The organism is Vibrio sp. nBUS_14, assembly GCF_051201655.1.
In the GTDB taxonomy this organism is placed as follows: Bacteria; Pseudomonadota; Gammaproteobacteria; order Enterobacterales; family Vibrionaceae; genus Vibrio.
The window spans coordinates 619115-643655 of record NZ_CP179206.1 but is presented as its reverse complement, the minus strand read 5'-3'; the positions used below and the strand labels follow the sequence as shown (position 1 = coordinate 643655).

Sequence of the window (24541 nt, the reverse complement as noted above, 5' to 3'; positions counted from 1 at the left end):
ATTAGCTCTATTCTTGAAACTTGTTTTCATCAGCAGGGACATTAAGTATTTGCAATGCCCCCTTCATGATTTCAGAAAAAACGGGGGCAGCGACGGAACCTCCATAGTAAAGGTCACCTTGAGGTTCATTGATCATCACAACCAAAGATACTCGAGGCTCACTGACTGGAGCGATACCAGCGGTATAGGCAAAATACTCGTCTCCATAACCGCCTGAAATTGCTTTTCTAGATGTACCTGTTTTTGCTGCGACTCGATAACCCGGAACTGCGGCTCTTGTCGCCGTACCGCCTTTTTGAGTCACCCCTTCTAGCATATTCAAAACCAGTACAGCGTTCTCGCGCTTAATGATTTGCTTAGAAAGATCTTGGTCGTTGCTTTTAATAATATGAATAGGCTCATAAACGCCTTTATTAGCTAAAGTCGCGTATGCATGGGCTAATTGAAGCGGAGTAATCGCTAAGCCATAACCGAACGCTAAGGTCGCAATTTCAAACTTAGACCATCGGCGACGATTCGGGAAAATACCGCTCGTTTCCCCCACTAAATTGAGCCCAGACATCTCGCCTAGACCAACAGAACTGTACATGCCAAGTAAAGCTTCCAGTGGCATATTAAGTGCCAATTTCGCTACGCCGATGTTACTCGATTTTTTGAGAATTAAAGCTAGATCAGCCTTACCTACTTTTGATGTATCACGTACACGACTGCCACCAATCTGCATGATGCCATTACCCGTATCAATCACCGTATCAGGATCCGCGGTACCATTTTCTAGCGCTGCCAGAACCACAAAAGGCTTCACAGTAGAACCGGGCTCAAAAGCATCAGTAATCACGCGGTTACGCATCTTAAAGCTTTGTAAGTCAGCACGGTTATTCGGATTATAAGAAGGGGCATTAACCATGGCTAGCACAGCCCCCGTTTTTACATCGAGTAGTACAGCAGAGCCTGAAGTCGCCTTATGATCGGCCACGGCCTGCTTAACCGCGCGATAAGCAATCGCCTGAAGTCGTTGATCGATCGTTAACTCAAGAGGTTTGCCTTCTTCACGCTCTTCTAAGGCAATATTTTCAACAACATGTCCATAGCGATCTTTACGAATCGTTCGCTTACCCGCTTCACCCGTGAGCCATTTGTCGTAGCTGCGTTCAACGCCTTCCAAACCGTGCCCGTCAATACCGGTCACTCCGATAAGGTGTGCACTGACTTCACCTGCAGGATAATAACGTCGAGATTCTGCTTTCAGGCCAACACCCACTAGCTTTAGCTCGCGAATATACTTAGCCATTGCAGGGCTAACTTGTCTTTGCAGGTAAATAAATCGACGGGATTTGTTGCGAGAGATCTTATCGATCATCGATTGGCGTTCTAAGCCAAGTACATCGGCCAAAGCATACCAACGATCAATTTGCGCCATACCGTTTTTATCGAAAATGGTTTTCGGGTCGGCCCATACCGCTTCAACTGGAACACTCACAGCAAGCGGTTCGCCATTGCGGTCTGAGATAATGCCGCGGGCGGAAGGAATTGCTTTAACACGTACCGAGCGAAGGTCGCCCTGACGAATTAAGTTATCTGGTTCTATGATTTGGATGTAAGCCACACGGCCTACGAGTGCAGCAAAGGCAAAAAACACGAAAGCAATCAAGACGTTAAAACGCCATTTAATAAGAACTGGATCCGAATCCTTTTCGCTCTTCACTCGCTCTTTCGTTGATTTATTAACGGTTTTCGCGGGTGCTTTTTCCTTTTTGCCAGTCATTTCAGTGTGATCACTACTTCTTTGTCAGAGTCTGGACGTTTCATGTCTAGCTCTCGTTTTGCCGATGCTTGAACGCGGCTATGTTCAGCCAGAGCCGTCTCTTCAAGCATTAAATTTCGCCACTCATCATCAAGCTGTTCTCGCTCCACTAATGCCGTGTCTTTTTGCGTAATAGCCTGACGTGACATATGTGTCGTAAGAACGACCCCCATCGCACTTGCGAAGATACAGATAAGAAGCACCAACGGGACTTTACCCACGGAGATCAAATCAAAAAATATTATCTTGGCTAAGTTAGGTTTGGAGGTCTTCATTGACTATAGCTTTTCTGCGATTCGTAGTACTGAACTGCGCGAACGAGTATTCTCATCTACTTCATCTTTAGAAGGCTTGATCGCTTTACCAATTGGTTTTAGATCGGCACTGCCTAAAGCTTTAATTTGATCTTCTGTTAGCGGTAAACCGTGAGGAACTTGTGGCCCTTGGCTCTCTTTACGAATAAAGCGCTTCACCATACGATCTTCAAGAGAGTGGAAGCTGATAACAGAGATACGACCTTGAGGAGCAAGAATGCTTGCAGCGCCTTTCAGTGCGGTATCGATCTCTTCAAGTTCACTGTTGATATAGATACGAAACGCTTGGAATGCACGTGTCGCTGGGTGCTTTTTCTCTTTAAAGCTTTTTGGAGCAACATCTGAGATAAGCTTAGCCAGTTGACCAGTACGCGTTAACGGTTCGTTCTCTTCGTTCTCTTGATAAGCAATGATGCCTTTCGCGATACGACGAGCGTGTTTGTCTTCGCCGAATTCACGAATAACCCAAGTGATATCATCAAGATCCGCTTCAACTAACCACTGAGAAACAGGAATACCCGTTGTTGGATCCATACGCATGTCCAACGGGCCATCTTTCATGAAGCTAAAGCCACGTTCAGCATCATCTAACTGTGGTGAAGAAACACCTAAATCCAGTAAAACACCATCCACTTGACCGACTAAGTCATAACGTTCTGCATATTCAGCCATACCCGAGAATGGGCCATGGATAATTGTAAAACGGGGATCATCAATCTTCTGAGCTTCAGCAATCGCTTGTGGATCGCGGTCAATACTAAAGAGTCGTCCATTCTCGCCCAATTTAGACAGGATTGTACGGCTGTGACCACCACGGCCAAAAGTACCATCGATGTAGGTACCGTCAGGTTTGATCGCAAGTCCGTCAATAGATTCGTTAAGCAATACTGAAATATGTTTGAATGCTTCTGTCATAGTCTTCTCAGTGAGTGGATTGAGCCGTTAGTTAGGCAATAATTTGTTCTATTAACGTTTTAGTGTACTGATTTCGCGCTGTATCTCCACCATATTATGTATAGGCTTTGGGAATTTTTGACCCAAGCTCATATCAGGATGAAGGATTCTAAGGAAATCTAAATAATTTACGTCAATATAAAGCAAAAAACCCATCACTACCGTTAAGTAATGATGGGTTCTTTATATAGGTGGAGTTGACACATACGCCGGGTTCTGTTCCGCTTGCGCGGCGGTAACCATTCGTCTAGGCCTGCAATCGCTCACAGGCTCAAGCAATCTACCCGCCCCCATACGCGAGCAGCGCAATGCGAGGGCCTATTTGATCTTGCTCCGGGTGGAGTTTACCTTGCTACGAACTGTTGCCAGCCGCACGGTGCGCTCTTACCGCACCCTTTCAGCCTTACCTGTGCCTCTTCCGAAGAAATGAGGCCATCGGCGGTCTTCTCTCTGCTGCACTTGTCGTGGGCTCGCGCCCCCCAGACGTTATCTGGCACCCTGCTCTATGGAGCCCGGACGTTCCTCCCCTCTACCAGTCTCCCGAAGGACTTCAACGTCAGTTTCCCGAAGGACCTCAACGTCAGTCTCCCGAAGGACATCAGCAAAGCAGCGATTACCCGTTCAACTCCGGAGGCGGATTGTATAGAGATTAATGTGCAGTGTCTAGCGAGATCACAAATATGCTCCAAACCGTTAAGTAAGTGCACAAATTTCACACAATATAGACACGAAAAAAGGAGCGATGGTATTACCGTCACTCCTCAGAAGCTTTTCAATACAAGTTAACTACTCTATAAAGCGCACTCTAGTTGTCTAGATGCTCCAAGCCCCATTTGTATAAAGCATTCTTTTTCAGGTTGTAGATCTCTGCCGTCATCGCCGCTGCTTTTTTAAGGGGCAGCTCTTTGGTTAAAATACCCAGCGTGCGGGTTGCTTCGTCTGGCAGCTCTGTGCTCGCTTCTTCACGGTGACCATGAATCAGCAACACCATCTCACCGCGCTTACGGTTCGAATCTTCTTCAATCCACTCAATAAGCTCACCGAGTCGCAACCCTTGAATGGTTTCAAATGTCTTAGTCAGCTCACGCGCCAACACAACTTCACGGTCTGGGCCTAAGATCTCAAGCATGTCTTGTAGAGAATCCGTAATACGATGCGGAGATTCGTAGAAGATACACGTGCGTTCTGCTTTTGCGATCTCTAAGAACTTGTCTTTACGACCTTTGCTCTTTGGCGGCAAGAAACCTTCAAAGCTGAAACGATCAGACGGCAAACCAGACGCACTGAGTGCGGTAATCACAGCACAAGCACCAGGAAGTGGCACAACTCTCACACCCGCTTGACGACATTGTGATACAAGATGGTAACCTGGGTCACTGATTAAAGGAGTACCCGCATCAGAGACTAATGCGATAGACTGACCTTCTAATAACCTTTCGACTAGAACTTGCGCTTTAGTTTGTTCATTATGATCATGTAAAGCGAACGTTCTGGTGGATATATTGAAGTGAGCAAGCAGCTTACCCGTGTGGCGTGTGTCTTCGGCTGCAATAACATCGACACTTGATAAAATTTCAATTGCTCTTTGAGTGATATCTCCCAAATTTCCGATTGGGGTTGGCACAATATAGAGAGTTGGGCTCTCTGTGAGCAAGGTTTTGTTATCTGTCATTTGTTTACCATCACTTCAACGATTAATATAGATACAAATTGATACGGAATTTAAAGAACTCATGGCAACGATGAACCATAAGAGACTCAGTGTACCACGCTTACTCACTCCAATTGCATTAGCAATTACGTTGGCGGCTTGTTCTTCAGGCCCTCAAGCACCAACGCGTGTTGATATTACACTCGATCCAGCGCAATCAACTGAAAGTTACATGATACAAGCGGATAGCAACAAAGGAAGCCTGCAAAACGATTGGCTAATCATGGCACTTAAAGCCTCTGTGCAAGCTGGAAAAACCGATCAAGCGACTCTGCTTATCAAACGCATAGCAAAGCAAGAGCTTAGTGAAGTGCAACAAGCAGAGTGGCAACTGGCTCGTGCGCAGTTATTCGTGAATAACTCACAACCAGACCAAGCCTATAGCCAACTTAATTTCCAACCGTGGTGGAAACTGCCTAACGAGCAATGGAAAGATTATCACGAGCTACGCGCGAATATTTCAGAGATGAAGAAAGAATATTTCGAAGCGAGCCGTGAGTTAGTGCTTTATTCAGAGTATGTAGATGCTGATGAAGAAATCCATCAGCAAACGGCCGACCGTATTTGGCAGAACCTGAATAGCTATTCTCAATATGAAATTCTAGAGCTTAAAACATCTCCTAACGAAGACGTCTTAGCAGGCTGGTTACAGCTATCTATTTACATGAAGACGCTCAACTCAAACCTTCCAGATCTACAGAAAACACTGTCTGACTGGTTAGCAGAGAACCCTCGCCACCCTGCAGCAACCTACACACCTCAAGCGATCACTAACATATTGGCGCTAGAGATAAGCAAACCAACCAGCACTGTGCTATTACTGCCTTTAACAGGTAAGTACGGCAAGCAAGCGCAACTCGTTCGTGACGGTTTTATCTTTGCAATGATGAATGACAAAGAGCGCGAAGCAGATGCAACGCTGACTGTTATGGATACCAACGTACAAAGTGCCGCTGAAATTAAAGCAACACTGGAAGAAAACAACGTTGATTTCATTGTTGGTCCGCTGATTAAGAGCAACATCACCAAGCTTCAACAAGCGCAGAAAAATCACGAGAACTCGATTCCTGCATTAGCTTTGAACATTCCAACGCAGCTAGAATCTGATACTAATATCTGCTATCTCGCTCTATCGCCAGAACAAGAAGTCGCTCAAGCAGCAAAACATCTTTTTGCTCAAGGCTATAAGTATCCGCTTATCCTAGCACCAAAGGGACGCCTAGGTGACCGAGTTGAGCAAGCCTTTAAGGCAGAGTGGAAAAAGTACAGCAACAACGAAGTCGCGATTACCATGTTCTCTGACAAGCGCCAACTTCAACGCAACGTGAATCAGGTATTCGGACTACAAGAAAGCCAGCAGCGTATCGCTCAAATGGATGGCCTCCTTAATCTGGACCTAGAAACTGAGCCACGCAGTCGTCGTGATATCGACTCGGTCTACATTGTGGCGAAGAACTCAGAACTCACGTTAATTAAGCCTTTCATTGAAGTGGCAATTAACCCAGATGCTGACCAACCAGCCTTGTTCTCCAACTCACGCAGCAACAGCGGTGATAAGCAGTACGAAGACCTAACAGGTGTATTCTACAGCGACATCCCACTATTAGTTGAGAGTAAGAACGAGCTCAACAAAGAGCTAAATGACCTATGGCCTTCAAACTCAAACGGCCAAAAACGTCTGCAAGCGTTGGGAATGGATGCTTATTACCTAATGGATGCGCTTCCACAGATGAAAGCCGTTCAAGGTTACAGCATTCCAGGTGAAACCGGTGTGCTGACTATCGACAACAATTGTATCGTACAACGTGAAATCAGTTGGGCAGAGCATGGGGCTTTTTAGCCGTAAGTTTCTCTCCAAACCAACAATCACCCACAAACAAGTGGGTGATAAATACGAAGCCGTGGCAAAGTCCTACCTAATTCGCCACGGTTTATCGCTAATTGAAGAAAACTTCATAGCAAAGTGTGGCGAAATTGATCTTATAATGCGCCATAACAATACGATTGTGTTTACTGAGGTAAAATACCGCAAGCAAACACGCTACGGACATGCCGCTGAAATGGTGACAGCAAAGAAGTCGCACAAGCTGCTTAAAACAGCCAATATCTGGCTTATGCAGCAAGGCCTGTCAGTACACTCTACAGACTTCCGATTTGATATCGTCGCCATCGAAGGCCCAAATGACGATATCAACTGGATTCAAAACGCAATTACCCAAGGATAAACATGCTAGACAGCATTAAAGAAAGTTTTACAGAAAGTATTCAGATCCAGATTGCTGCTGCCGAAGCACTGCCTGACGCAATTACGCATGCTGCACAAGCAATGGTTGCAACCCTGCTCAACGGAAACAAAATTCTTTGTTGTGGTAATGGTGGTTCTGCGTCTAATGCTCAACAATTTGTATCGTGCTTATTAAACCGCTTTGAAACAGAACGCCCTAGCCTGCCAGCAATGGCGCTAACGGCAGACAATACGACGTTGACGGCCGTTGCTAACGATTACCACTATGAAGAGATTTTCTCTAAGCAGGTGCGTGCATTTGGTCAAACCGGTGATATCTTACTGGCTATCTCGACCAGCGGTAACAGCAAGAACATCATCAAAGCGATGGAAGCGGCGGTAACTCGTGATATGACTATCATCGCCTTTACTGGTAAAGACGGCGGTGAAATGGCAGGTTTGCTTGGCGAACACGATGTAGAAATTCGTATCCCTTCACACCGTACAGCACGCATTCACGAAGTTCACATGGTGACAATGCATTGCCTATGTGACCTAATCGACCAAGTACTCTTCCCTGCTCACGAAGAGTGATAAACGGAGCATCACAATGAAATCATTAACCTCTATGAGGCTGTTGAAGCTGATTAGTGTTTCGCTACTTACACTTTCCCTATCTGGTTGCGCTGGCATTTTCATTGCTGGTGCAGCAACCACAGCGAACTTAGTCACTGATACACGAACCAACAAACAAATTTGGAACGACAACAATATCGAATTTGAAGTCGCGGCCATCACCAACAAACAACCATATCGAGGCAACGTTCGTATCACTGCGAGCTCTTACCGAGGTTCGGTTGTATTGATGGGGCAAGCGACCACTGACTCAGAACGTCGCGCGTTTGAAAGCCAGGCCAAAGAAGTGGCAGGCGTAGAGAGCATCCATAATCAGGTTCGAGTAAAAGAGCCATTGACCATCAGTGCCATTAGTAACGACAGTTGGATCACCACTAAGGTGAAATCAGCCCTTCTTGCAAACGCAGATCTCAACGGCATTAAGGTTAAAGTCATCACTGAAGATTCAGAGGTATTTTTACTTGGGTTAGTCTCTCGAGAGCATGCTGATATCGCGACAGAAGTTGCTCGTAATGTTTCAGGTGTAAAGCAGGTGATTCGAGCTTTCGAATATGGTGAAGAAGACGCTTCAGTAAACTAACGATCGCTGAGTTCACTTGAGAGGACTCGACTGGCTAACCTGGTTCGCTGGTTAGTTGGTTAGTTGGTTGGTTGGTTGGTTGGTTGGTTGGTTGGTTAAGCCTAACGAAATGAATCAGGCGAATAAAAACCAGAAAGCAATCGAGTAGGAGGAGGCCTCGCAGCCTCCGTCCTCTCACACCACCGTACAAGCGTGGGTCGCATACGGCGGTTCCGAATATACTTTCAGTGACTCGTACCCATCTCTTAATGAGTACAGCCCCAACCCCTCGAACCATTTTATTGGCATGGCGTGATTAACCTGTGGCGTTAAAGCTAGATGCCACCAACCCTTATCTGACATCGCTAGCTTCCACGCATTACGCTCCGTTACACCTTGTCGCTGTAACCATGTCGCTATGCTGTGTCTGCGTTTGCGCTGCTTTAGTCGGTAGCACCTTAGTCTACGCCGTATCCATTCATCTAAGCGCTGCATTGCACTTTTACGAACAGTAAGCTTGAAGTAGTGTTGCCATCCTCTTAGATATTGAGTTAACTCCGTGATTATCACCTGTAACTCTCGTCCTCGATTTCGCTTCGTTATCTGACGTACTCGCTTCTTCATTTGAGCTTGTGCCGTCTTCGATATCCCGATTGTTCCGTCTATCTGGAAGCGATGGCTTAGGTAAGTTCGCTTTGTCACTCTCGTTGCTGCACTTTTCTTACGGTTTACCGTCAGCTTTAGTTTCTGCTCCAAGAACTCCGTTATCGACTCTTTGACTCGATGAGCGGCTTCCTCACTACGCACGTAGATTTGGCAGTCATCTGCATATCGACAGAACTTATGCCCTCTACGCTCTAACTCTTTATCCAGTTCATCTAATACAATATTTGATAGTAGCGGAGATAATGGCCCACCCTGGGGTGTGCCTCGTTGTCTCTGCTCAACTAGTCCATGTCGCATTATGCCTACCTGTAGGTATGACCTAATTAGCTTTAACACGCGTTTATCAGCAATATCTTGTGACAGCCTGTGCATTAGCCTATCGTGATTCACTGTATCGAAGTATTTTGCTAGGTCTATATCTACTACATAACCTCGACCCTCTCGGATGTAGCGACTGGCGGCCGCCAATGCATGGTGCGCACTGCGGTTGGGTCTAAACCCGTAACTATTGTCGGAGAACTTCGGCTCATAGATACATGACAGCACTGATGTGATTGCCTGTTGGACTACCCTATCAAGGACTGTTGGGATACCTAATTGCCTTACGCCACCACTAGCTTTGGGGATTTCTACACCAAGAACAGATTGAGGTTGATAGCTTCCATCCAGAAGAATCTGGCGAAGCTCTTGCCCGTTTGATGCCTGTCGAAGTCTTGAGATAGTGGCGTTGATGTCGAGCTTGTCGACTCCTGCACACCCTTTGTTCTTCTTCACGCGTCTAAGAGCTTGATTCAAATTGGTTGAAGAGCAAATTTGCTCCATCAACGAAGTTGAGGTCACCAAGACTCGCCCTCCTGTCTACGCCGACCATGCTTGTCATTCTTCGTATCCATGAGCTTTACTTGCGGTATTGCCCTTTGGGACGTAGAGATGAGTTTCATCTTGCTATGACTCCACATGATTGAGTGTCTAGTGACTGCTTCTTGATATATTCAGTTCAGGCCTTCCTTTGAGTTGTACATTCTCAAAGTACTATGCCTTCTGCTGACTTCTTATTGTCCATCACACAACATCACTGCTGTATTAGTCTCTATTGAGACAAACAATAAGATCTCCCGAGGTAAGGCGTTGTTCTTTCCCTTGGCTGTGCCTGATTTACCACTACACACTTCCCGTCGAGGCATTGGACTATTCTATCTATGGCTAGGTTGCCCAAGTTGTAATGGCCTACTATCAGATTTCTGTTCGTCACAACCAAGTTTTGCCATTTGCTTCCTTCAGATTTCACCTCACGGTGAACACCCTTGCATAGGCTAACGGTTCTCGCTCGACTGAGCCCGTAGAGGACTTTCACCTCCTAGATCAACGCCATGCTCGGCGCACCAAAAAGAAAAAGCAGCGATAAATCGCTGCTTTTTTTGTATTTGGAGTTATTTAAAAATAACGCTATTTGATAACACGAAGGCTTGGTCGACCTTTTGCTGGACGAGGTGGCTCAGGATCTGAGTCAGGCTCTTCCGCATCAACGTCTGCCGTTGCTACACTCAAAGACGGGCCTTTTTCTGGTTCTTCAAATGGACTTTCTTCAATCCCTTCTTCAAACGCTTCCATGTAAGCCTCTTCAGGTTCAAACATGGTACCAGCACCATTCTCACGAGCATAAATCGCTTGTACTGCATACAGAGGAACGATCACAGAGTGTGGACGTCCACTAAAGCGAGCACTGAACGTAACAGCTTCGTTACTCAGTTCAAGTTGCCCAACCGCACGAGGCGCGATGTTCAGAATGATCTGACCATCTTGAACAAACTCTTCTGGAACTCTCACACCTGGTAATGTTGCTTCAACAACAAGGTGAGGAGTTAATTCGTTATCAACCAACCAATCATAGAATGCGCGAAGCATGTATGGTCGGCGTGGTGTCATATTAGAAATATCCATAAACGCTTAGCGAACGAGTCGCATCTCACGCTCAGCTTCCGTTAGAGAAGCTAGGAATGAATCACGTTCAAATACGCGGTTCATGTAAATCTTAAGCTCTTTAGAACCAGGACCAATCAGTTCGATACCAAGCTCAGGTAAACGCCATAGTAGCGGAGCAAGGTAGCAATCAATTAGGCTAAACTCTTCGCTCATGAAGTATTCATACTCAGCGAAGATGGGAGCAAGAGTCAGTAGGTCGTTACGCAGTTTAACGCGAGCAGCTTCTGATTCTTCAGCGTTGCCTTTAACGATCTTCTCTGCAACTGAATACCAGTTGCGCTCAATGCGGTACATCATTAGACGGCTATTACCACGTGCAACCGGGTATACAGGCATTAATGGTGGATGAGGGAAGCGCTCATCTAGATATTCCATGATGATCTTTGAGTCATATAGTGCAAGCTCACGATCAACAAGGGTAGGTACTGATTTGTACGGGTTCAGTTCAACAAGCTCTGCTGGTAGATTTTTTTCATCTACTAACTCAACTTCAACACTTACGCCTTTTTCAGCAAGAACAATGCGCACCTGATGGCTATACATATCAGAAGCACTTGAGAAAAGAGTCATTACAGAACGTTTATTGGCAGCTACAGCCATGGAGCCCTCCAGTACACTTTAAATAAAAACAATGGAGGCCTAAAGCCTCCATTGAACGTTAACATAATTTGGGAATTAGCACAGTATTATAGCACAATTAGTGCACATCACGCCAATACTCTTTCTTCAGTAAAATCACAACGATAGTGAAGATTACCAAGAAGGCCATTACCCACCACCCCATAGCATGACGTTCAAGTTGTACTGGGTCACCCGAGTAAACTAGGAAGTTAACAAGATCGCGAACCGCGTTGTCATACTCACCAGTGCTTAGTTCACCAGAACCGTCCGTTTCAGTACCAACAACAACCTTTACCTCCTCACCATCAACCATGTGAGTATCGTAGATTGGCGTTGGGATACCTTGTAGCTCTTCAAGAACATGCGGCATACCAACACTTGGGAAAACAATGTTGTTCACACCAAATGGACGAGACGGATCTGCATAGAAAGTACGGAGGTACGTGTATAGCCAATCCGCACCACGAACACGAGCAACCAATGTTAAGTCTGGTGGTGGAGCACCAAACCAACTTGCCGCTTGATCAGAGGGCATAGCATTAACCATCAAGCTACCGATTTTCGCTTCAGGGTCGAAGATCAAGTTTTCCTTCATTAGATCTACAGGGATCTCTAAATCATTCGCAACACGTTCATAACGCTGGTACTGCGTTGAGTGACAAGCAAAACAGTAGTTCATGAACATCTTAGCGCCATTTTGCAATGAGGCTTTATCTGTTAAATCATTGTTTGCTTTGTCTAGTGGTACGCTTGCACCCGCTGCCATCGCCAGTGACGGCAACATAGCAAATAAAATTACAATCCACTTTTTCATTTGAATGTCACCCTTTCTGGTAATGGTTTCGTCGCTTCATTTTTACTGTAGAACCACAGTAGAACGAAGAACATGAAATAACCTAAGCTAAAGATCTGAGCCAGTAGCGTATACGTTGGCGTTGCTGGAAGCGCACCAAGCACACCAAGCGCAATAAAGCTTATTGTGAATTGGATGATGTTAATCAAATGCAGTTTGCTACGGTAGCGGTAAGAACGCACTTTACAACGGTCGAACCATGGCAGTAGGAATAGCACAACAATAGATGCACCCATTGCAACTACACCTATCAGTTTGTCGGGAACAGCACGAAGTACAGCGTAGAACGGCGTGAAGTACCAAACTGGAGCAATATGCTCAGGTGTTTTCAGTGGGTTTGCAGCTTCAAAGTTAGGCGGCTCAAGGAAGTACCCACCCATCTCTGGGTTAAAGAACAACACGTAACAGAACAAGAATAGGAAACCAGCAACACCAACCATATCTTTCACCGTCCCGTACGGGTGGAAAGGAATAGAGTCGATGATGTCGTATTTCTTGGTGTAATCCTTGTGGAATGGGAACTGAGTCTTGTAGTCGTCGCCCATCGTACCTTTAGGAAGCTTAGTTTCGATACCGTCAGGGTTATTCGAACCCACTTCGTGTAGCGCTAGTACGTGAAGTACAATAAGCAGCAATAGTACGATTGGTAGAGCAATAACGTGCAGTGCGAAGAAACGGTTCAGCGTTGCACCTGAGATGATGTAGTCACCACGGATCCAAAGCGTTAGGTCATCACCAATTACAGGAATTGCACCAAACAGAGATATGATTACCTGAGCACCCCAGTAAGACATTTGACCCCATGGTAGTAAGTAACCCATGAAAGCTTCAGCCATAAGCACTAAGAAGATCAACATACCGAAGATCCAAAGTAGCTCACGAGGTTTTTGGTAAGAACCGTAGATTAGACCACGAAACATATGCAGGTAGATAACCACGAAGAACGCAGAAGCGCCAGTCGAGTGCATGTAACGCAGTAACCAACCGTATTCCACATCACGCATGATGTATTCAACAGAAGCAAACGCACCCTCACCAGACGGCACGTAGTTCATTGTTAACCAGATACCCGTAAGGATTTGGTTTACCAGGACCAACATTGCCAAAGAACCGAAAAGGTACCAAAAGTTAAAGTTCTTAGGCATTGGGTATTCAGATAAGTGCTTTTTGTAAGCATTCATCGCGGGTAGACGTTTTTCTACCCAATCAAGCAATCCTTGCATTATGCGTCTCCCTCGTCGACACCGATCATGATCTTCGTGTCACTCAAATACATATGCTTTGGTACAACAAGGTTCAATGGAGCCGGTACGCCTTGGAATACTCGACCTGCCATATCAAACTTTGAACCATGACAAGGACAGAAGAAACCAGACTTAACGCCCTGAACCTGTTCTGCGAAAGAATCTGGCAGGTAAGTTGGAGAACAACCTAAGTGTGTGCAGAAACCAACAGCAACGAAGAATTCCGGCTTAATCGAACGAAACTCGTTCTGTGCGTATTCAGGTTGTTGTTCAGTCTCAGATTGAGGGTCACGAAGTTGACTACCGATCGCTTTTAGGTTCTCTAGTACCGATTCAGCTCGGCGTACAACCCATACAGGCTTGCCTTGCCACTCGACTCGAACCATTTGTCCCGGTTCTAACTTACTGACTTCAACTTCCACCGGCGCGCCTGCAGCTTTCGCCTTAGCACTCGGATTCCATGATTTAATAAAAGGCACGGCTACAGCAGCTGCTCCTAAACCACCAACAACGGCTGTTGTTGCGGTTAAGAAACGCCTGCGACCGTTATTTAAAGGCGCGTTGCTCATCCAAACATTCTCCCATTTGCTCCTTATGGATTGAAATAATTCCGAATAAAGAGCATGGCTAACAAAATATGTATTTAGTTCTATTTATTGACGGCAAATGATAAATAAAACCCTACTTTTTGACAAGATAAAGCTACCTTTTTGTAACAATCATGAGGCAAAGCGCACATTGGGTTACAAAAGCTTTCAAAATATAAGAATTTGGGAATAAAACGAGGGGGGGAAAGCGTTTAGCGGGGACCAGAAAGACAAAAAGCCCGGCATATAGCCGAGCTTTGAACCACAATTCCAGTAATAAAACTGGTCGCGTGTATTTTTCGGTAAGGAAAAATTAACGCTTAGAGAATTGAGGTTTACGACGTGCTTTACGTAGACCAACTTTCTTACGTTCAACGCAACGAGCGTCACGCGTAACATAGCCAGCTGCACGTAGAGCAGGACGTAGAGTTTCATCGTATTCCATAAGAGCACGAGTGATACCGTGGCGGATTGCGCCAGCTTGACCTGAAATACCACCACCAGAAACAGTGATGTAAAGGTCAAGTTTCTCAGTTAGTTCAACTAGCTCAAGAGGTTGCTTAACAACCATACGAGAAGTTGGACGACCGAAGTAAACATCAAGGCTACGCTTGTTGATTACGATCTCACCAGAGCCTGGTTTGATGAAAACACGAGCTGCTGAGCTTTTGCGACGACCAGTGCCGTAGTATTGATTCTCTGCCATTGTCTTAATCCCCAATTAGATGTCTAGTACTTGTGGTTGTTGAGCAACATGGTTGTGCTCAGTACCAGCGTATACTTTAAGCTTACGGTACATCGCGCGGCCTAGAGGACCACGTGGAAGCATACCTTTAACTGCTAGTTCAAGAACCATTTCTGGTTTCTTAGCAATTAGCTTTTCAAAAGTGATAGTCTTAAGACCACCTGGGAACTCAGAGTGACGGTAGTAAACCTTACCCTTAGCTTTGTTACCAGTCACAGCAACTTTCTCAGCGTTAACAACGATGATGTAATCACCAGTGTCTACGTGAGGAGTGTATTCTGCTTTGTGCTTGCCGCGTAGGCGAGAAGCGATTTCACTTGCTAGACGGCCAAGAGTTTTGCCTTCAGCGTCTACAACATACCAGTCGCGTTTTACAGTTTCTGGTTTAGCAACGAAAGTTTTCATGCTAATAATTACCTATTTAAAAAATTTACACTTAAGGAATACTCGCGTATTCCCACTGTCTAAGAGTTACCATTCATCACCCCTTCGAGTGTTGGAAAACTCTTGGCATAACGTGATTTTACTCATCGCTAGAGGCCCGCAGTAACGGTAGGTCGCAGGATTATAGAGAAGAGCGAAGAAAAAATCACCTCTTTTTGAACAAAATCACGATTTTTTTAATTCTCTTTCGTATTCGAGATAATAAGAGCTAAATTAAGTGTTCTTTTGCCAAATATTCATGGCTCTGCATTTCGATTAAACGCGACTGACAACGTTTAAACTCAAACTCTAGCTGGCCATTGGTGTACAATTTTTCTAACTCAACTTCCGCTGAAATTATCAATTTTACGTGGCGCTCATAAAACTCATCGACTAACGCAATAAAGCGCCTCGCCGCATCGTCTGATGTCGCCCCCATCTGTAAAACATCCGCTAATAAAACCGTGTGGTAAACCTTAGACAGTTCGATGTAATCATTCTGACTACGAGCCGACTGACAAAGTTGTGCAAAAGTACCATGCAATACACCATCACTCGCTTCAATGACATCCAATTGGCGATGGTTGACTTCGATCTGCTTGAGCTTCTCTTTATCTTCACCAACCAACTGCGCGTAATATTTCTCTAGATTGATATTAGCTTGGTTATCTAATGGATAATGATAGATCTCAGCTTGCTCTAAGGTCCTCAGTCGATAATCAATACCACTGTCTACATTAAGGATGTAACAGTTTTCTAGAATCAGCTTAATCGCCGGTAAGAAACGTGCACGTTGTAAGCCATTACGATAAAGATCTGCAGGTGGGATATTAGAAGTCGCCACCAAGATAACGTTACGCGCAAATAGTTCTTGGAACAAAGTCCCTAAGATCATGGCGTCTGTAATGTCTGAAACAAAGAACTCATCGAAACAGATAATGTCGGCGTCTTGCTTTAGCTTGTCAGCCACTAGCGGTAACGGATCACTCACATTACCGAGCGCTTTCAGCTCATCATGAACTCGATACATAAAGCGGTGAAAATGAACTCGCATTTTTTTAGTGGTCGGTAAGGCTTCATAAAACGTATCCATTAGGTAAGTTTTGCCACGCCCTACACCGCCCCAAAAATAGAGGCCTTTGGGAGGCTCTAGCAACTCGGGCTTTTTACCTAGCAATTTCTGGAATCGCGTAAGTTGAGGAACTGGAGTATTCATGTAATCTTGAAATTGATGAAAGAGTTCATCTAAAGATTTAACGGCTTGCTCTTGTGCTGGATCTCTTTGAAATCCATGTTCTTTTATATCTTGTTCGTATTTTTTAACGGGATTCATGACGACATTTCCACAATGAAAGCGATATCAGATAGCGAAGAAAAAGGCACCCAAACAGCACGAGAGATGGTTTGGTGCGATGAATAAAGCAACACTAAACTGCTATCTAGCGCACACGCATTTCTCTTTATACTGCGGCTTTCTCATAGTACCATGGAGCCGTATCACGTGTAACTAAGCAGTAACAAACATGTTAAAAAACAATAATAAGGAGCTGTTATGCCTTGGATGTATGCCGTCGCCGGTTTACTAGTCGGAGTTATCTTAGGGGTCGCTATTTCTCGTCTTATGACGCCTGAATACAAAAAACAAAAGAACGTACAGAAAGAATTAGACGGTGCAAAGTTTGCCCTTGAACAGCAACGACAAGAACTTGCTGACCACTTTGCTAAATCAGCCGAAATGTTAGATACCTTAGGTAAGGACTACACAAAGCTTTATCAACACATGGAAAAAACAAGCTCAGAGCTGATTCCGAATCTGCCAGAGCAAGACAACCCGTTTGTCAAAACAGCCGCTGCCCATTCGGATAAGACGCAAGACAAGCCTTCAACTAAAGGGGCAGCTCTTGAGGAACAACCAAAAGATTACGCTAATGGTGCAACCGGTTTATTTAAAGAACAGAAGAAAGAAATCATTGATGCTCCTGATGTAGTCACAGCAAAAGCATCGTAAACATTTAACACTTCTTGAACTTTACAAAGGTTTTTGAGTCATAACTTTCACTCAGGTCATTTGAAACTTCTCATATCTATAGCAAATATGAGAGGGATAAGGCCTTAACTAGAGAGGAGTTTATGATGAAAAAACCTTTGCTTGCTTTATCAGTACTGACTTTAAGCTTAAGTTCAATCATCGCCCCAATTCAAGCAACCGCCGCACTGCCATTAAGTGTGAGTAATGAACAATTACCGAGCCTGGCACCCATGCTTGAACAAGTGACCCCCGCAGTGGTTAGTATTGCCGTAGAAGGCAAACAGGTACAACGTCAGCAAATCCCTGAACAATTCCAATTCTTTTTTGGCCCCGAGCAAACACGAGAGCGCCCATTCCGCGGGTTAGGTTCTGGTGTCATCATTGATGCTAAAAAAGGCCATATCGTCACTAACTATCACGTTATAAATGGCGCCGACGATATCAAAGTAAAACTTCATGATGGTCGAGAGTACGATGCAGAGCTGATCGGTGGCGACCAGATGTCTGATATCGCATTGCTCAAATTAGAGAAAGCCAAGAACCTGACCCAGATAAAAGTCGCAGATTCAGACAAGCTAAGAGTCGGCGATTTCAGTGTCGCTATCGGTAATCCATTTGGACTTGGCCAAACCGTGACATCCGGTATCGTTTCAGCGTTAGGCCGTAGCGGCCTCAATCTAGAGAACTTCGAGAACTTCATTCAAACCGATGCCGCGATTAACAGTGGCAACTCTGGAGGTGCATTAGTGAATCTTAACGGTGAACTGATTGGTATCAACACGGCCATCCTAGGCCCTAACGGAGGCAATGTCGGTATCGGCTTTGCAATTCCATCCAATATGATGACAAACCTGACAGAACAGATCCTCGATTTCGGTGAAGTAAAACGCGGCATGCTGGGTGTTCAAGGCGGAGAAGTCACCTCTGAATTAGCTGAAGCACTCGGCTATGAATCAAGCAAAGGGGCTTTTGTTAGTCAAATTGTCCCTGATAGCGCAGCAGACAAAGCGGGACTTAAAGCCGGAGACATTATCGTCTCTATTAATGGCAAACGCATTGATACCTTTAGTGAGCTCAGAGCGAAAGTGGCCACATTAGGCGCAGGCAAGCAGATCGAACTCGGGGTTATCCGCGATGGAAAAAGCAAAAAGTTTGATGTGACCCTTGGCGAATCCACCAATAGCAAGACGCAAGCTGAAAAGCTTCATGAAGGGCTTGCAGGCGCAGAGCTGACCAACACCAACGAGAGCGACTCAGCGACAGGTGTAAAAGTCTCGAGTGTTACTCAAGGCTCGCCAGCAGAAGCTTATCAGCTTCTCAAAGACGACATCATTATTGGCGTCAATCGCCAAACCGTTAAGAACCTTGCTGAATTTAGAGAAATTCTTGAGAAACAGCCGAGCGTATTAGCGCTAAATATCCAACGTGGCGACAGGACTATCTATCTAGTTATTCGATAATCATACGTCAACGTAATTACAGGGAGGCTCAGTAAGTTTGCTTTAAACTTACTCAGTCTCCCTTTTCTTTAGATCAATCAAAATGCTATGCTTCACTGGTAACTAAGTCGTCCATCCATCGGTGGAGACTTCACACCTTACTTGTGAAGAGGGAAACATGCTGTCCTTTCTATTTCGTTCTATTTCCCTTGGACTCGTTTCAGCGGCGCTTATTCTTCTCGCATTTCCGAGCTTACGACCGGCGATTGTTGCTGACGTCACGAGCCCTAAAGTCGATAACATCGGCTCTCTTCAGATTTCATTTAACCAAGCTGTACGCCGCGCGGCACCCGCAGTGGTCAATATCTATAGCCGTAAATACGCAGAAAGCGATCGCAACAAACTACTGACTCAAGGTTTGGGTTCAGGGGTGATTGTCAGCGAAAAAGGCTACATCATTACCAATTTCCACGTAGTGGCTCAGGCTGACCAAATTGTGGTTGCCTTACAAGATGGTCGCATTGCCGCCGCGCAGTTAGTTGGTTCAGACAAACGCACCGATATTGCGATACTTCGAGTCAGCGGTGACAACTTACCGGTGATTCCACTGAACCAAGATTACACAGCAAACGTGGGCGATGTGGTACTGGCTATCGGTAACCCATACAACCTAGGTCAAACGACGACCTTTGGTATTATCTCAGCAACCGGTCGCTCTTCAATCAGTGCCGATGGTCATCAAGCCTTTATTCAAACCGATGCGGCAATCAATGAAGGTAATTCTGGCGGTGCTCTTGTTAACTCACAAGGCGAACTAGTCGGAATCAATACCGCCTCTTTCCAACAAGCAACCGATATGGAAACCTACGGTATTTCGTTTGCTATCCCCTACCCACTTGCCAATAAGATCATGCAAAAAATCATCGCTGATGGGCGTGTAATACGTGGTTACATCGGCATTGATGGACAAGATATTAACTCAGTGACATCACGCCTATTAGGCAATAAAAACATTGGTGGCATAGTGGTACTGGGTATTGACCCGAACGGTCCAGCAGCCGATGCAGGTTTTGAAGCTCAAGATATTATTGTCAGCATCAACAACACCCAAGTTAATGGACGCCAAAGCGTCATGGACATTGTTACCGACCTAAGACCAGGTACAGTAATCGATGTGGGCATTTTACGCCAAGGCAAAAACGAAACACTTAAAGTGACGATTGCCGAAGACACACGCTTGTAGCATTTAACATTACGGGCGCAATTCAAACCGCCAAAGTACACATATAAAAATACAGATACAAAAAACCCAGCTCTCAGGCTGGGTTTTCTTTTATCTAATCATCTTATCTAATCAAGATAGTAAACGTCTCTATGATTCGCTTGGATCTTCGATATCAATGCGAGTCACGCGTTGCAAACCTCTTGGTAGTAAACCACCACGACGACCACGTTCACCTCGGAAGCTCTCAAGGTCTGATGGTTTCAAACCAAGTTTACGTTTACCCGCATAGATAGTCAGCGTCGCATTCTCAGGGATTGCCATCAAGTGTGACACAAACTCTTCACGCTCTTTCGCTTTCGCAGAAGGAATGTTGATGATCTTGTTGCCCTTACCTTTGCTAAGCTGCGGCAGGTCTTTAATTGGGAACAACAACATACGACCTTGGTTAGTAATCGCCAAAATCTGGTTGCTTTCAAGGTCAGCAATTGGGCTTGGCAGCATCACTTCTGAAGATTGTGGTAAGTTCACTAACGCTTTACCGCTCTTGTTCTTCGATAGTAGATCACTGCCCTTACAAACAAAACCGTATCCAGCATCAGAGCCGACTAACCATAGCTGTTCATTCTCTCCCATTACCACTTGGCGAATCGAAGTACCCGGACTAACGTTCAGGCGGCCTGTAATTGGCTCACCTTGGCTTCGGGCCGACGGTAATGAATGAGACTCAAGAGAGTAGCTTCGGCCATCACTGCCGAGGAACACCGCTTGTTGGTTACTCTTACCCTTAGCGCTCGCTAAGAATTTATCACCTGATTTGTAGTTCAAACCTTCAGCGTCAACTTCATGCCCTTTAGCATGACGAATCCAACCTTTCTCAGACAACACAACCGTAATTGGTTCGCTTGGTACTAAATCACGCTCTGTTAGCGCTTTCGCTTCAGCACGCTCAATCAATGGTGAACGACGGTCATCGCCGTATTTATCTGCATCGGCTTGGATCTCCTTTTTGATCAGCGTATTCAAGCGACGCTCTGAACCTAGTAGCTTTTCAAGCTTCTCACGTTCAGCTTCCAGCTCTTCTTGCTCAGCTCGGATTTTAAATTCTTCTAACTTAGCTAAGTTACGAAGTTTAATATCAAGAATCGCATTGGCTTGAATTTCAGAAATGTTGAAACGGTTCATCAGGACAGGACATGGTTCGTCTTCTGTTCGAATGATCTCAATCACTTCATCGATGTTTAGGTAAGCAGCAAGTAAACCTTCTAAGATGTGCAAACGAGCCAGTACTTTATCTAAACGGTACTGTAAACGACGACGAACGGTCGTACGACGGAACTCAATCCACTCTTTCAGAATCTGAACTAAGCCTTTCACTTGAGGACGATTGTCTAAGCCAATCATGTTCAAGTTAACGCGGAAGTTTTTCTCGAGATCTGTCGAAGCGAATAGGTGACTCATCAGTTGGTCACAGTCGATGCGGTTCGAGCGAGGAACTACGACGATACGTGTTGGGTTCTCGTGATCAGATTCATCACGCAGATCGTCAACCATTGGTAGCTTTTTAGCACGCATTTGGTTCGCGATTTGCTCAAGTAACTTCGCACCAGACACTTGATGAGGAAGAGCGGTGATAACAATATCAGAGCCTTCTTTGTGCCATACCGCGCGCATCTTGATGCTGCCACGGCCTGTACGATAGATCTTTTCGATGTCCGACTTTGGCGAAATAATCTCAGCCTCTGTCGGGTAATCTGGGCCTTGAATGAAACCCATCACATCTGGAAGTTCAGCTTTCGGCGTATCAATCAAATGAATCGCTGCGTTCGCCACTTCACGGACATTGTGAGGCGGGATGTCGGTCGCCATACCAACCGCAATACCTGTGATGCCGTTAAGCAAGATATGGGGAAGGCGTGCTGGCAACATCTGAGGCTCTTTCATCGTGCCATCAAAGTTGGGTTGCCAATCAACGGTTCCCTGACCTAATTCACCAAGCAGAACTTCAGCAAACTTCGACAGTTTTGCTTCGGTATAACGCATCGCAGCAAATGATTTAGGGTCATCGGGAGCACCCCAGTTACCTTGACCATCCACCAATGGGTAGCGGTAAGAGAATGGTTGCGCCATCAATACCATGGCTTCGTAACAAGCTGAATCACCGTGTGGGTGATACTTACCTAGAACGTCACCAACCGTACGAGCTGATTTTTTATATTTCGATGCAGCCGATAAGCCTAATTCAGACATCGCATAGATGATACGACGCTGTACTGGCTTCAAGCCATCTCCGATATAAGGCAATGCACGATCCATGATCACGTACATTGAGTAATTTAAATAGGCATCTTCGGTGAACTTGCGCATCGGCAATTGTTCAACGCCATCGTATGTAATTTCGTTAGACATCCATTATACCTCGGCCATATCACCGTTAGTCTGTAGCCATGAACGGCGATCATCTGCACGTTTCTTACCAAGCAGCATGTCCATCATCTCGTTAGTTGCGTCGTTGTCATCAATAGTCAACTGAACAAGGCGGCGAGTGTTTGGATCCATCGTAGTTTCACGTAACTGAAGTGGGTTCATTTCACCCAGACCTTTGAATCGTTGTACGTTGATCTTGGCTTTTTTCTGCGATAGTCGCTCAAGTACACCATCTTTCTCTGCGTCATCGAGTGCGTAGAACACTTCTTTACCGCAATCGATACGATACAGAGGAGGCATTGCCACATAGATATGACCCGCTTCAACCAATGCATGGAAGTGGCGAGTAAACAGTGCACATAACAGTGTAGCGATATGAAGACCATCCGAGTCCGCATCGGCAAGAATACAGATCTTACCGTAACGTAAACCTGATAAATCATCGTTGTCAGGGTCAATACCCAGAGCAACCGAAATATCATGGACTTCTTGTGAAGCCAGAACTTGGTCGGCAGACACTTCCCACGTGTTGAGAATTTTACCGCGCAGTGGCATTACCGCTTGGAACTCACGATCACGTGCTTGTTTAGCAGAACCACCCGCCGAGTCCCCTTCCACGAAGAAGATTTCGGTGCGGCTTAAGTCTTGGACTGAACAGTCGGTTAGCTTACCCGGCAGTGCTGGACCTGAAGCGATTTTCTTACGTACAACCTTTTTGCTTGCGCGCATACGACGATGGGCATTAGCAATACACGCTTCTGCCAGTAGTTCTGCTAGCTGAGGCTTTTCATTCAACCACAAGCTGAACGCATCTTTAACCACACCAGAAACAAATGCAGCGGTTTGACGAGAAGATAGACGCTCTTTCGTTTGACCAGCAAATTGTGGATCTTGCATCTTCACCGATAGAACGTAAGAACAACGGTCAAAGATGTCATCACCCGTTAGCTTAACGCCACGAGGCAGCAAGTTACGGAATTCACAGAACTCACGCATCGCATCAAGCAGACCTTGGCGAAGGCCGTTTACGTGCGTACCACCCTGTTTGGTTGGTACTAAGTTCACGTAACTCTCGGTGATCATATCACCGCCTTCTGGCTGCCAGATAATTGCCCAGTTCGCCATTTCCGTTTCAGCTACGAACTCACCAACATAAGGTTCTTCAGGCAATAATGTGTAACCTTTCACGCCTTCAGCAAGGTAGTCTTTTAGGCCGTCTTCGTAGTACCACTTATGTTCTTCACCGCCCACTTTATCGATGAAAGTGATTTCTAAACCTGGGCAAAGTACTGCTTTCGCGCGCAGATTATTGACAAGACGTAAAACCGAAAACTTAGAGCTATCGAAGTATTTAGGATCGGGCCAGAAGTGAACCGATGTACCGCTATTGCGATGACCACAAGTGCCAATAACAGTCAGTTCAGTTACTGCATGACCACCTTCTAAGGCAATTTCATGCACTTGCCCTTCACGGCGAACCGTCACTTCTACACGTTTAGACAGTGCATTTACTACCGAGATACCTACCCCGTGCAAACCACCTGAAAACTTGTAGTTGTTATTTGAGAATTTACCGCCTGAGTGGAGCTTAGTTAAAATCAGCTCAACACCCGAGATCCCTTTTTCAGGGTGGATATCAACCGGCATACCACGGCCGTCATCGGTAACTTCTAATGATTGGTCAGCATGAAGCACGACTTTAATTTTCTTAGCGTGTCCCGCTAATGCTTCATCGACCGAGTTATCAATGACTTCTTGGGCAAGGTGGTTCGGCCTTTCTGTCTCTGTATACATACCTGGGCGGTGTCGCACAGGATCGAGACCTTCAAGTACCTCGAGGTCTTTTGCATTATATTGTTCAGTCATAATACGGAGTTTACTCAAAAAGTTTGCGTCTGTTCGCTGGCTCTAGTTTCACTAAAGCAGAATCATTACTATGAACCTTCATAGTAGAGCGAACGAGCGAAGTATTGGGGAATATAGTCTGGAAGCTGAGTAATGATGTCAAGCTAGTTCAAAAACTAAGACATCAAACTATGATATTTCACCATTGATAGATGAAATAACAGGCAAACAAGAGAAAATCACTCTGTTGATGAA

22 protein-coding genes and 1 other RNA gene are annotated in these 24541 nt (G+C 45.4%); 7 read left to right on the top strand and 16 right to left on the bottom strand.

All coding sequences use genetic code 11. The annotated features are described in order from the left end of the window. Positions 1 to 7 precede the first annotated feature (7 nt). The 5 genes from ACMAZD_RS02970 to rsmI form a co-directional block, all read right to left on the bottom strand. A complete protein-coding gene (locus ACMAZD_RS02970; protein ID WP_435248508.1) occupies positions 8 to 1765 on the bottom strand; it encodes a penicillin-binding transpeptidase domain-containing protein in 1758 nt (585 codons plus the stop codon). After that, positions 1762 to 2079, bottom strand: coding sequence for a cell division protein FtsL (gene ftsL, locus ACMAZD_RS02965; protein ID WP_017056040.1), 318 nt, complete (start codon positions 2077 to 2079; stop codon positions 1762 to 1764). The genes ACMAZD_RS02970 and ftsL overlap by 4 nt, the downstream gene beginning before the upstream one ends. A gap of 3 nt (positions 2080 to 2082) precedes the next feature. Continuing rightward, complete coding sequence (gene rsmH / locus ACMAZD_RS02960; RefSeq protein ID WP_017084764.1) at positions 2083 to 3033, bottom strand: 16S rRNA (cytosine(1402)-N(4))-methyltransferase RsmH; 951 nt, start codon at positions 3031 to 3033, stop codon at positions 2083 to 2085. Between the two features lie 228 nt (positions 3034 to 3261). Continuing rightward, positions 3262 to 3701: RNase P RNA component class A (rnpB, locus tag ACMAZD_RS02955), an RNA gene on the bottom strand. 176 nt (positions 3702 to 3877) lie between these two features. Further along, positions 3878 to 4744, bottom strand: a complete 867-nt coding sequence (gene rsmI / locus ACMAZD_RS02950) for a 16S rRNA (cytidine(1402)-2'-O)-methyltransferase (protein WP_435248507.1) — start codon at positions 4742 to 4744, stop codon at positions 3878 to 3880. Between the two features lie 61 nt (positions 4745 to 4805). Between rsmI and ACMAZD_RS02945 the strand changes: the two genes are divergently transcribed. From ACMAZD_RS02945 to ACMAZD_RS02930, 4 genes are read left to right on the top strand one after another with little or no spacing between them, the layout of a single operon-like run. Then, positions 4806 to 6623, top strand: a complete 1818-nt coding sequence (locus ACMAZD_RS02945) for a penicillin-binding protein activator (RefSeq protein WP_435248506.1) — start codon at positions 4806 to 4808, stop codon at positions 6621 to 6623. Continuing rightward, the gene (locus ACMAZD_RS02940; RefSeq protein WP_435248505.1) at positions 6610 to 7008 is read left to right on the top strand and encodes a YraN family protein; all 399 of its coding nucleotides are present in this window, start codon (positions 6610 to 6612) and stop codon (positions 7006 to 7008) included. Before ACMAZD_RS02945 ends, ACMAZD_RS02940 begins: the two co-directional genes overlap by 14 nt. Positions 7009 to 7010: 2 nt before the next feature. After that, positions 7011 to 7601: a phosphoheptose isomerase gene (locus ACMAZD_RS02935; RefSeq protein WP_435248504.1), complete on the top strand. Its 591-nt coding sequence runs from the start codon at positions 7011 to 7013 to the stop codon at positions 7599 to 7601. 16 nt (positions 7602 to 7617) lie between these two features. Further along, complete coding sequence (locus ACMAZD_RS02930) at positions 7618 to 8223, top strand: BON domain-containing protein (RefSeq protein ID WP_435248503.1); 606 nt, start codon at positions 7618 to 7620, stop codon at positions 8221 to 8223. A 174-nt stretch (positions 8224 to 8397) separates the two neighbouring features. Here ACMAZD_RS02930 and ltrA read toward each other — a convergent pair whose 3' ends face one another. From ltrA to zapE, 9 genes are all read right to left on the bottom strand, one after another. Beyond that, a complete protein-coding gene (gene ltrA, locus ACMAZD_RS02925) occupies positions 8398 to 9690 on the bottom strand; it encodes a group II intron reverse transcriptase/maturase (protein WP_435249317.1) in 1293 nt (430 codons plus the stop codon). A gap of 624 nt (positions 9691 to 10314) precedes the next feature. Beyond that, on the bottom strand, positions 10315 to 10794 hold the full coding sequence (gene sspB / locus ACMAZD_RS02920; RefSeq protein ID WP_102434658.1) for a ClpXP protease specificity-enhancing factor: 480 nt from the start codon (positions 10792 to 10794) through the stop codon (positions 10315 to 10317). A 21-nt stretch (positions 10795 to 10815) separates the two neighbouring features. Continuing rightward, complete coding sequence (gene sspA / locus ACMAZD_RS02915; protein ID WP_009848943.1) at positions 10816 to 11451, bottom strand: stringent starvation protein SspA; 636 nt, start codon at positions 11449 to 11451, stop codon at positions 10816 to 10818. Between the two features lie 97 nt (positions 11452 to 11548). After that, entirely contained in the window at positions 11549 to 12286 is a 738-nt protein-coding gene (locus ACMAZD_RS02910; RefSeq protein ID WP_435248502.1) for a cytochrome c1, read from the bottom strand. Continuing rightward, on the bottom strand, positions 12283 to 13548 hold the full coding sequence (locus ACMAZD_RS02905) for a cytochrome b (protein ID WP_435248501.1): 1266 nt from the start codon (positions 13546 to 13548) through the stop codon (positions 12283 to 12285). The genes ACMAZD_RS02910 and ACMAZD_RS02905 overlap by 4 nt, the downstream gene beginning before the upstream one ends. Further along, positions 13548 to 14138: a ubiquinol-cytochrome c reductase iron-sulfur subunit gene (petA, locus tag ACMAZD_RS02900; RefSeq protein WP_435248500.1), complete on the bottom strand. Its 591-nt coding sequence runs from the start codon at positions 14136 to 14138 to the stop codon at positions 13548 to 13550. Before petA ends, ACMAZD_RS02905 begins: the two co-directional genes overlap by 1 nt. A 331-nt stretch (positions 14139 to 14469) precedes the next feature. Continuing rightward, a complete protein-coding gene (rpsI, locus tag ACMAZD_RS02895; RefSeq protein WP_004740758.1) occupies positions 14470 to 14862 on the bottom strand; it encodes a 30S ribosomal protein S9 in 393 nt (130 codons plus the stop codon). Between the two features lie 15 nt (positions 14863 to 14877). Then, a complete protein-coding gene (gene rplM / locus ACMAZD_RS02890) occupies positions 14878 to 15306 on the bottom strand; it encodes a 50S ribosomal protein L13 (protein WP_010434689.1) in 429 nt (142 codons plus the stop codon). A 247-nt stretch (positions 15307 to 15553) separates the two neighbouring features. Then, positions 15554 to 16657: a cell division protein ZapE gene (gene zapE, locus ACMAZD_RS02885; protein ID WP_435248499.1), complete on the bottom strand. Its 1104-nt coding sequence runs from the start codon at positions 16655 to 16657 to the stop codon at positions 15554 to 15556. A gap of 219 nt (positions 16658 to 16876) precedes the next feature. On the opposite strand from zapE, the gene zapG reads away from it, so the two are divergent. From zapG to degS, 3 genes are all read left to right on the top strand, one after another. After that, positions 16877 to 17332, top strand: coding sequence for a Z-ring associated protein ZapG (gene zapG / locus ACMAZD_RS02880; protein ID WP_435248498.1), 456 nt, complete (start codon positions 16877 to 16879; stop codon positions 17330 to 17332). Positions 17333 to 17457: 125 nt separating this feature from the next. Beyond that, a complete protein-coding gene (locus ACMAZD_RS02875) occupies positions 17458 to 18813 on the top strand; it encodes a Do family serine endopeptidase (protein ID WP_435249316.1) in 1356 nt (451 codons plus the stop codon). 157 nt (positions 18814 to 18970) lie between these two features. Next, complete coding sequence (gene degS, locus ACMAZD_RS02870; RefSeq protein WP_435248497.1) at positions 18971 to 20035, top strand: outer membrane-stress sensor serine endopeptidase DegS; 1065 nt, start codon at positions 18971 to 18973, stop codon at positions 20033 to 20035. A 129-nt stretch (positions 20036 to 20164) separates the two neighbouring features. Here degS and parC read toward each other — a convergent pair whose 3' ends face one another. Beyond that, positions 20165 to 22423: a DNA topoisomerase IV subunit A gene (gene parC / locus ACMAZD_RS02865; RefSeq protein WP_435248496.1), complete on the bottom strand. Its 2259-nt coding sequence runs from the start codon at positions 22421 to 22423 to the stop codon at positions 20165 to 20167. Positions 22424 to 22426: 3 nt separating this feature from the next. Further along, positions 22427 to 24307 (bottom strand): DNA topoisomerase IV subunit B, encoded by a 1881-nt coding sequence (gene parE, locus ACMAZD_RS02860; RefSeq protein WP_435248495.1) that lies wholly within the window; start codon positions 24305 to 24307, stop codon positions 22427 to 22429. Between the last annotated feature and the right edge of the window lie 234 nt (positions 24308 to 24541).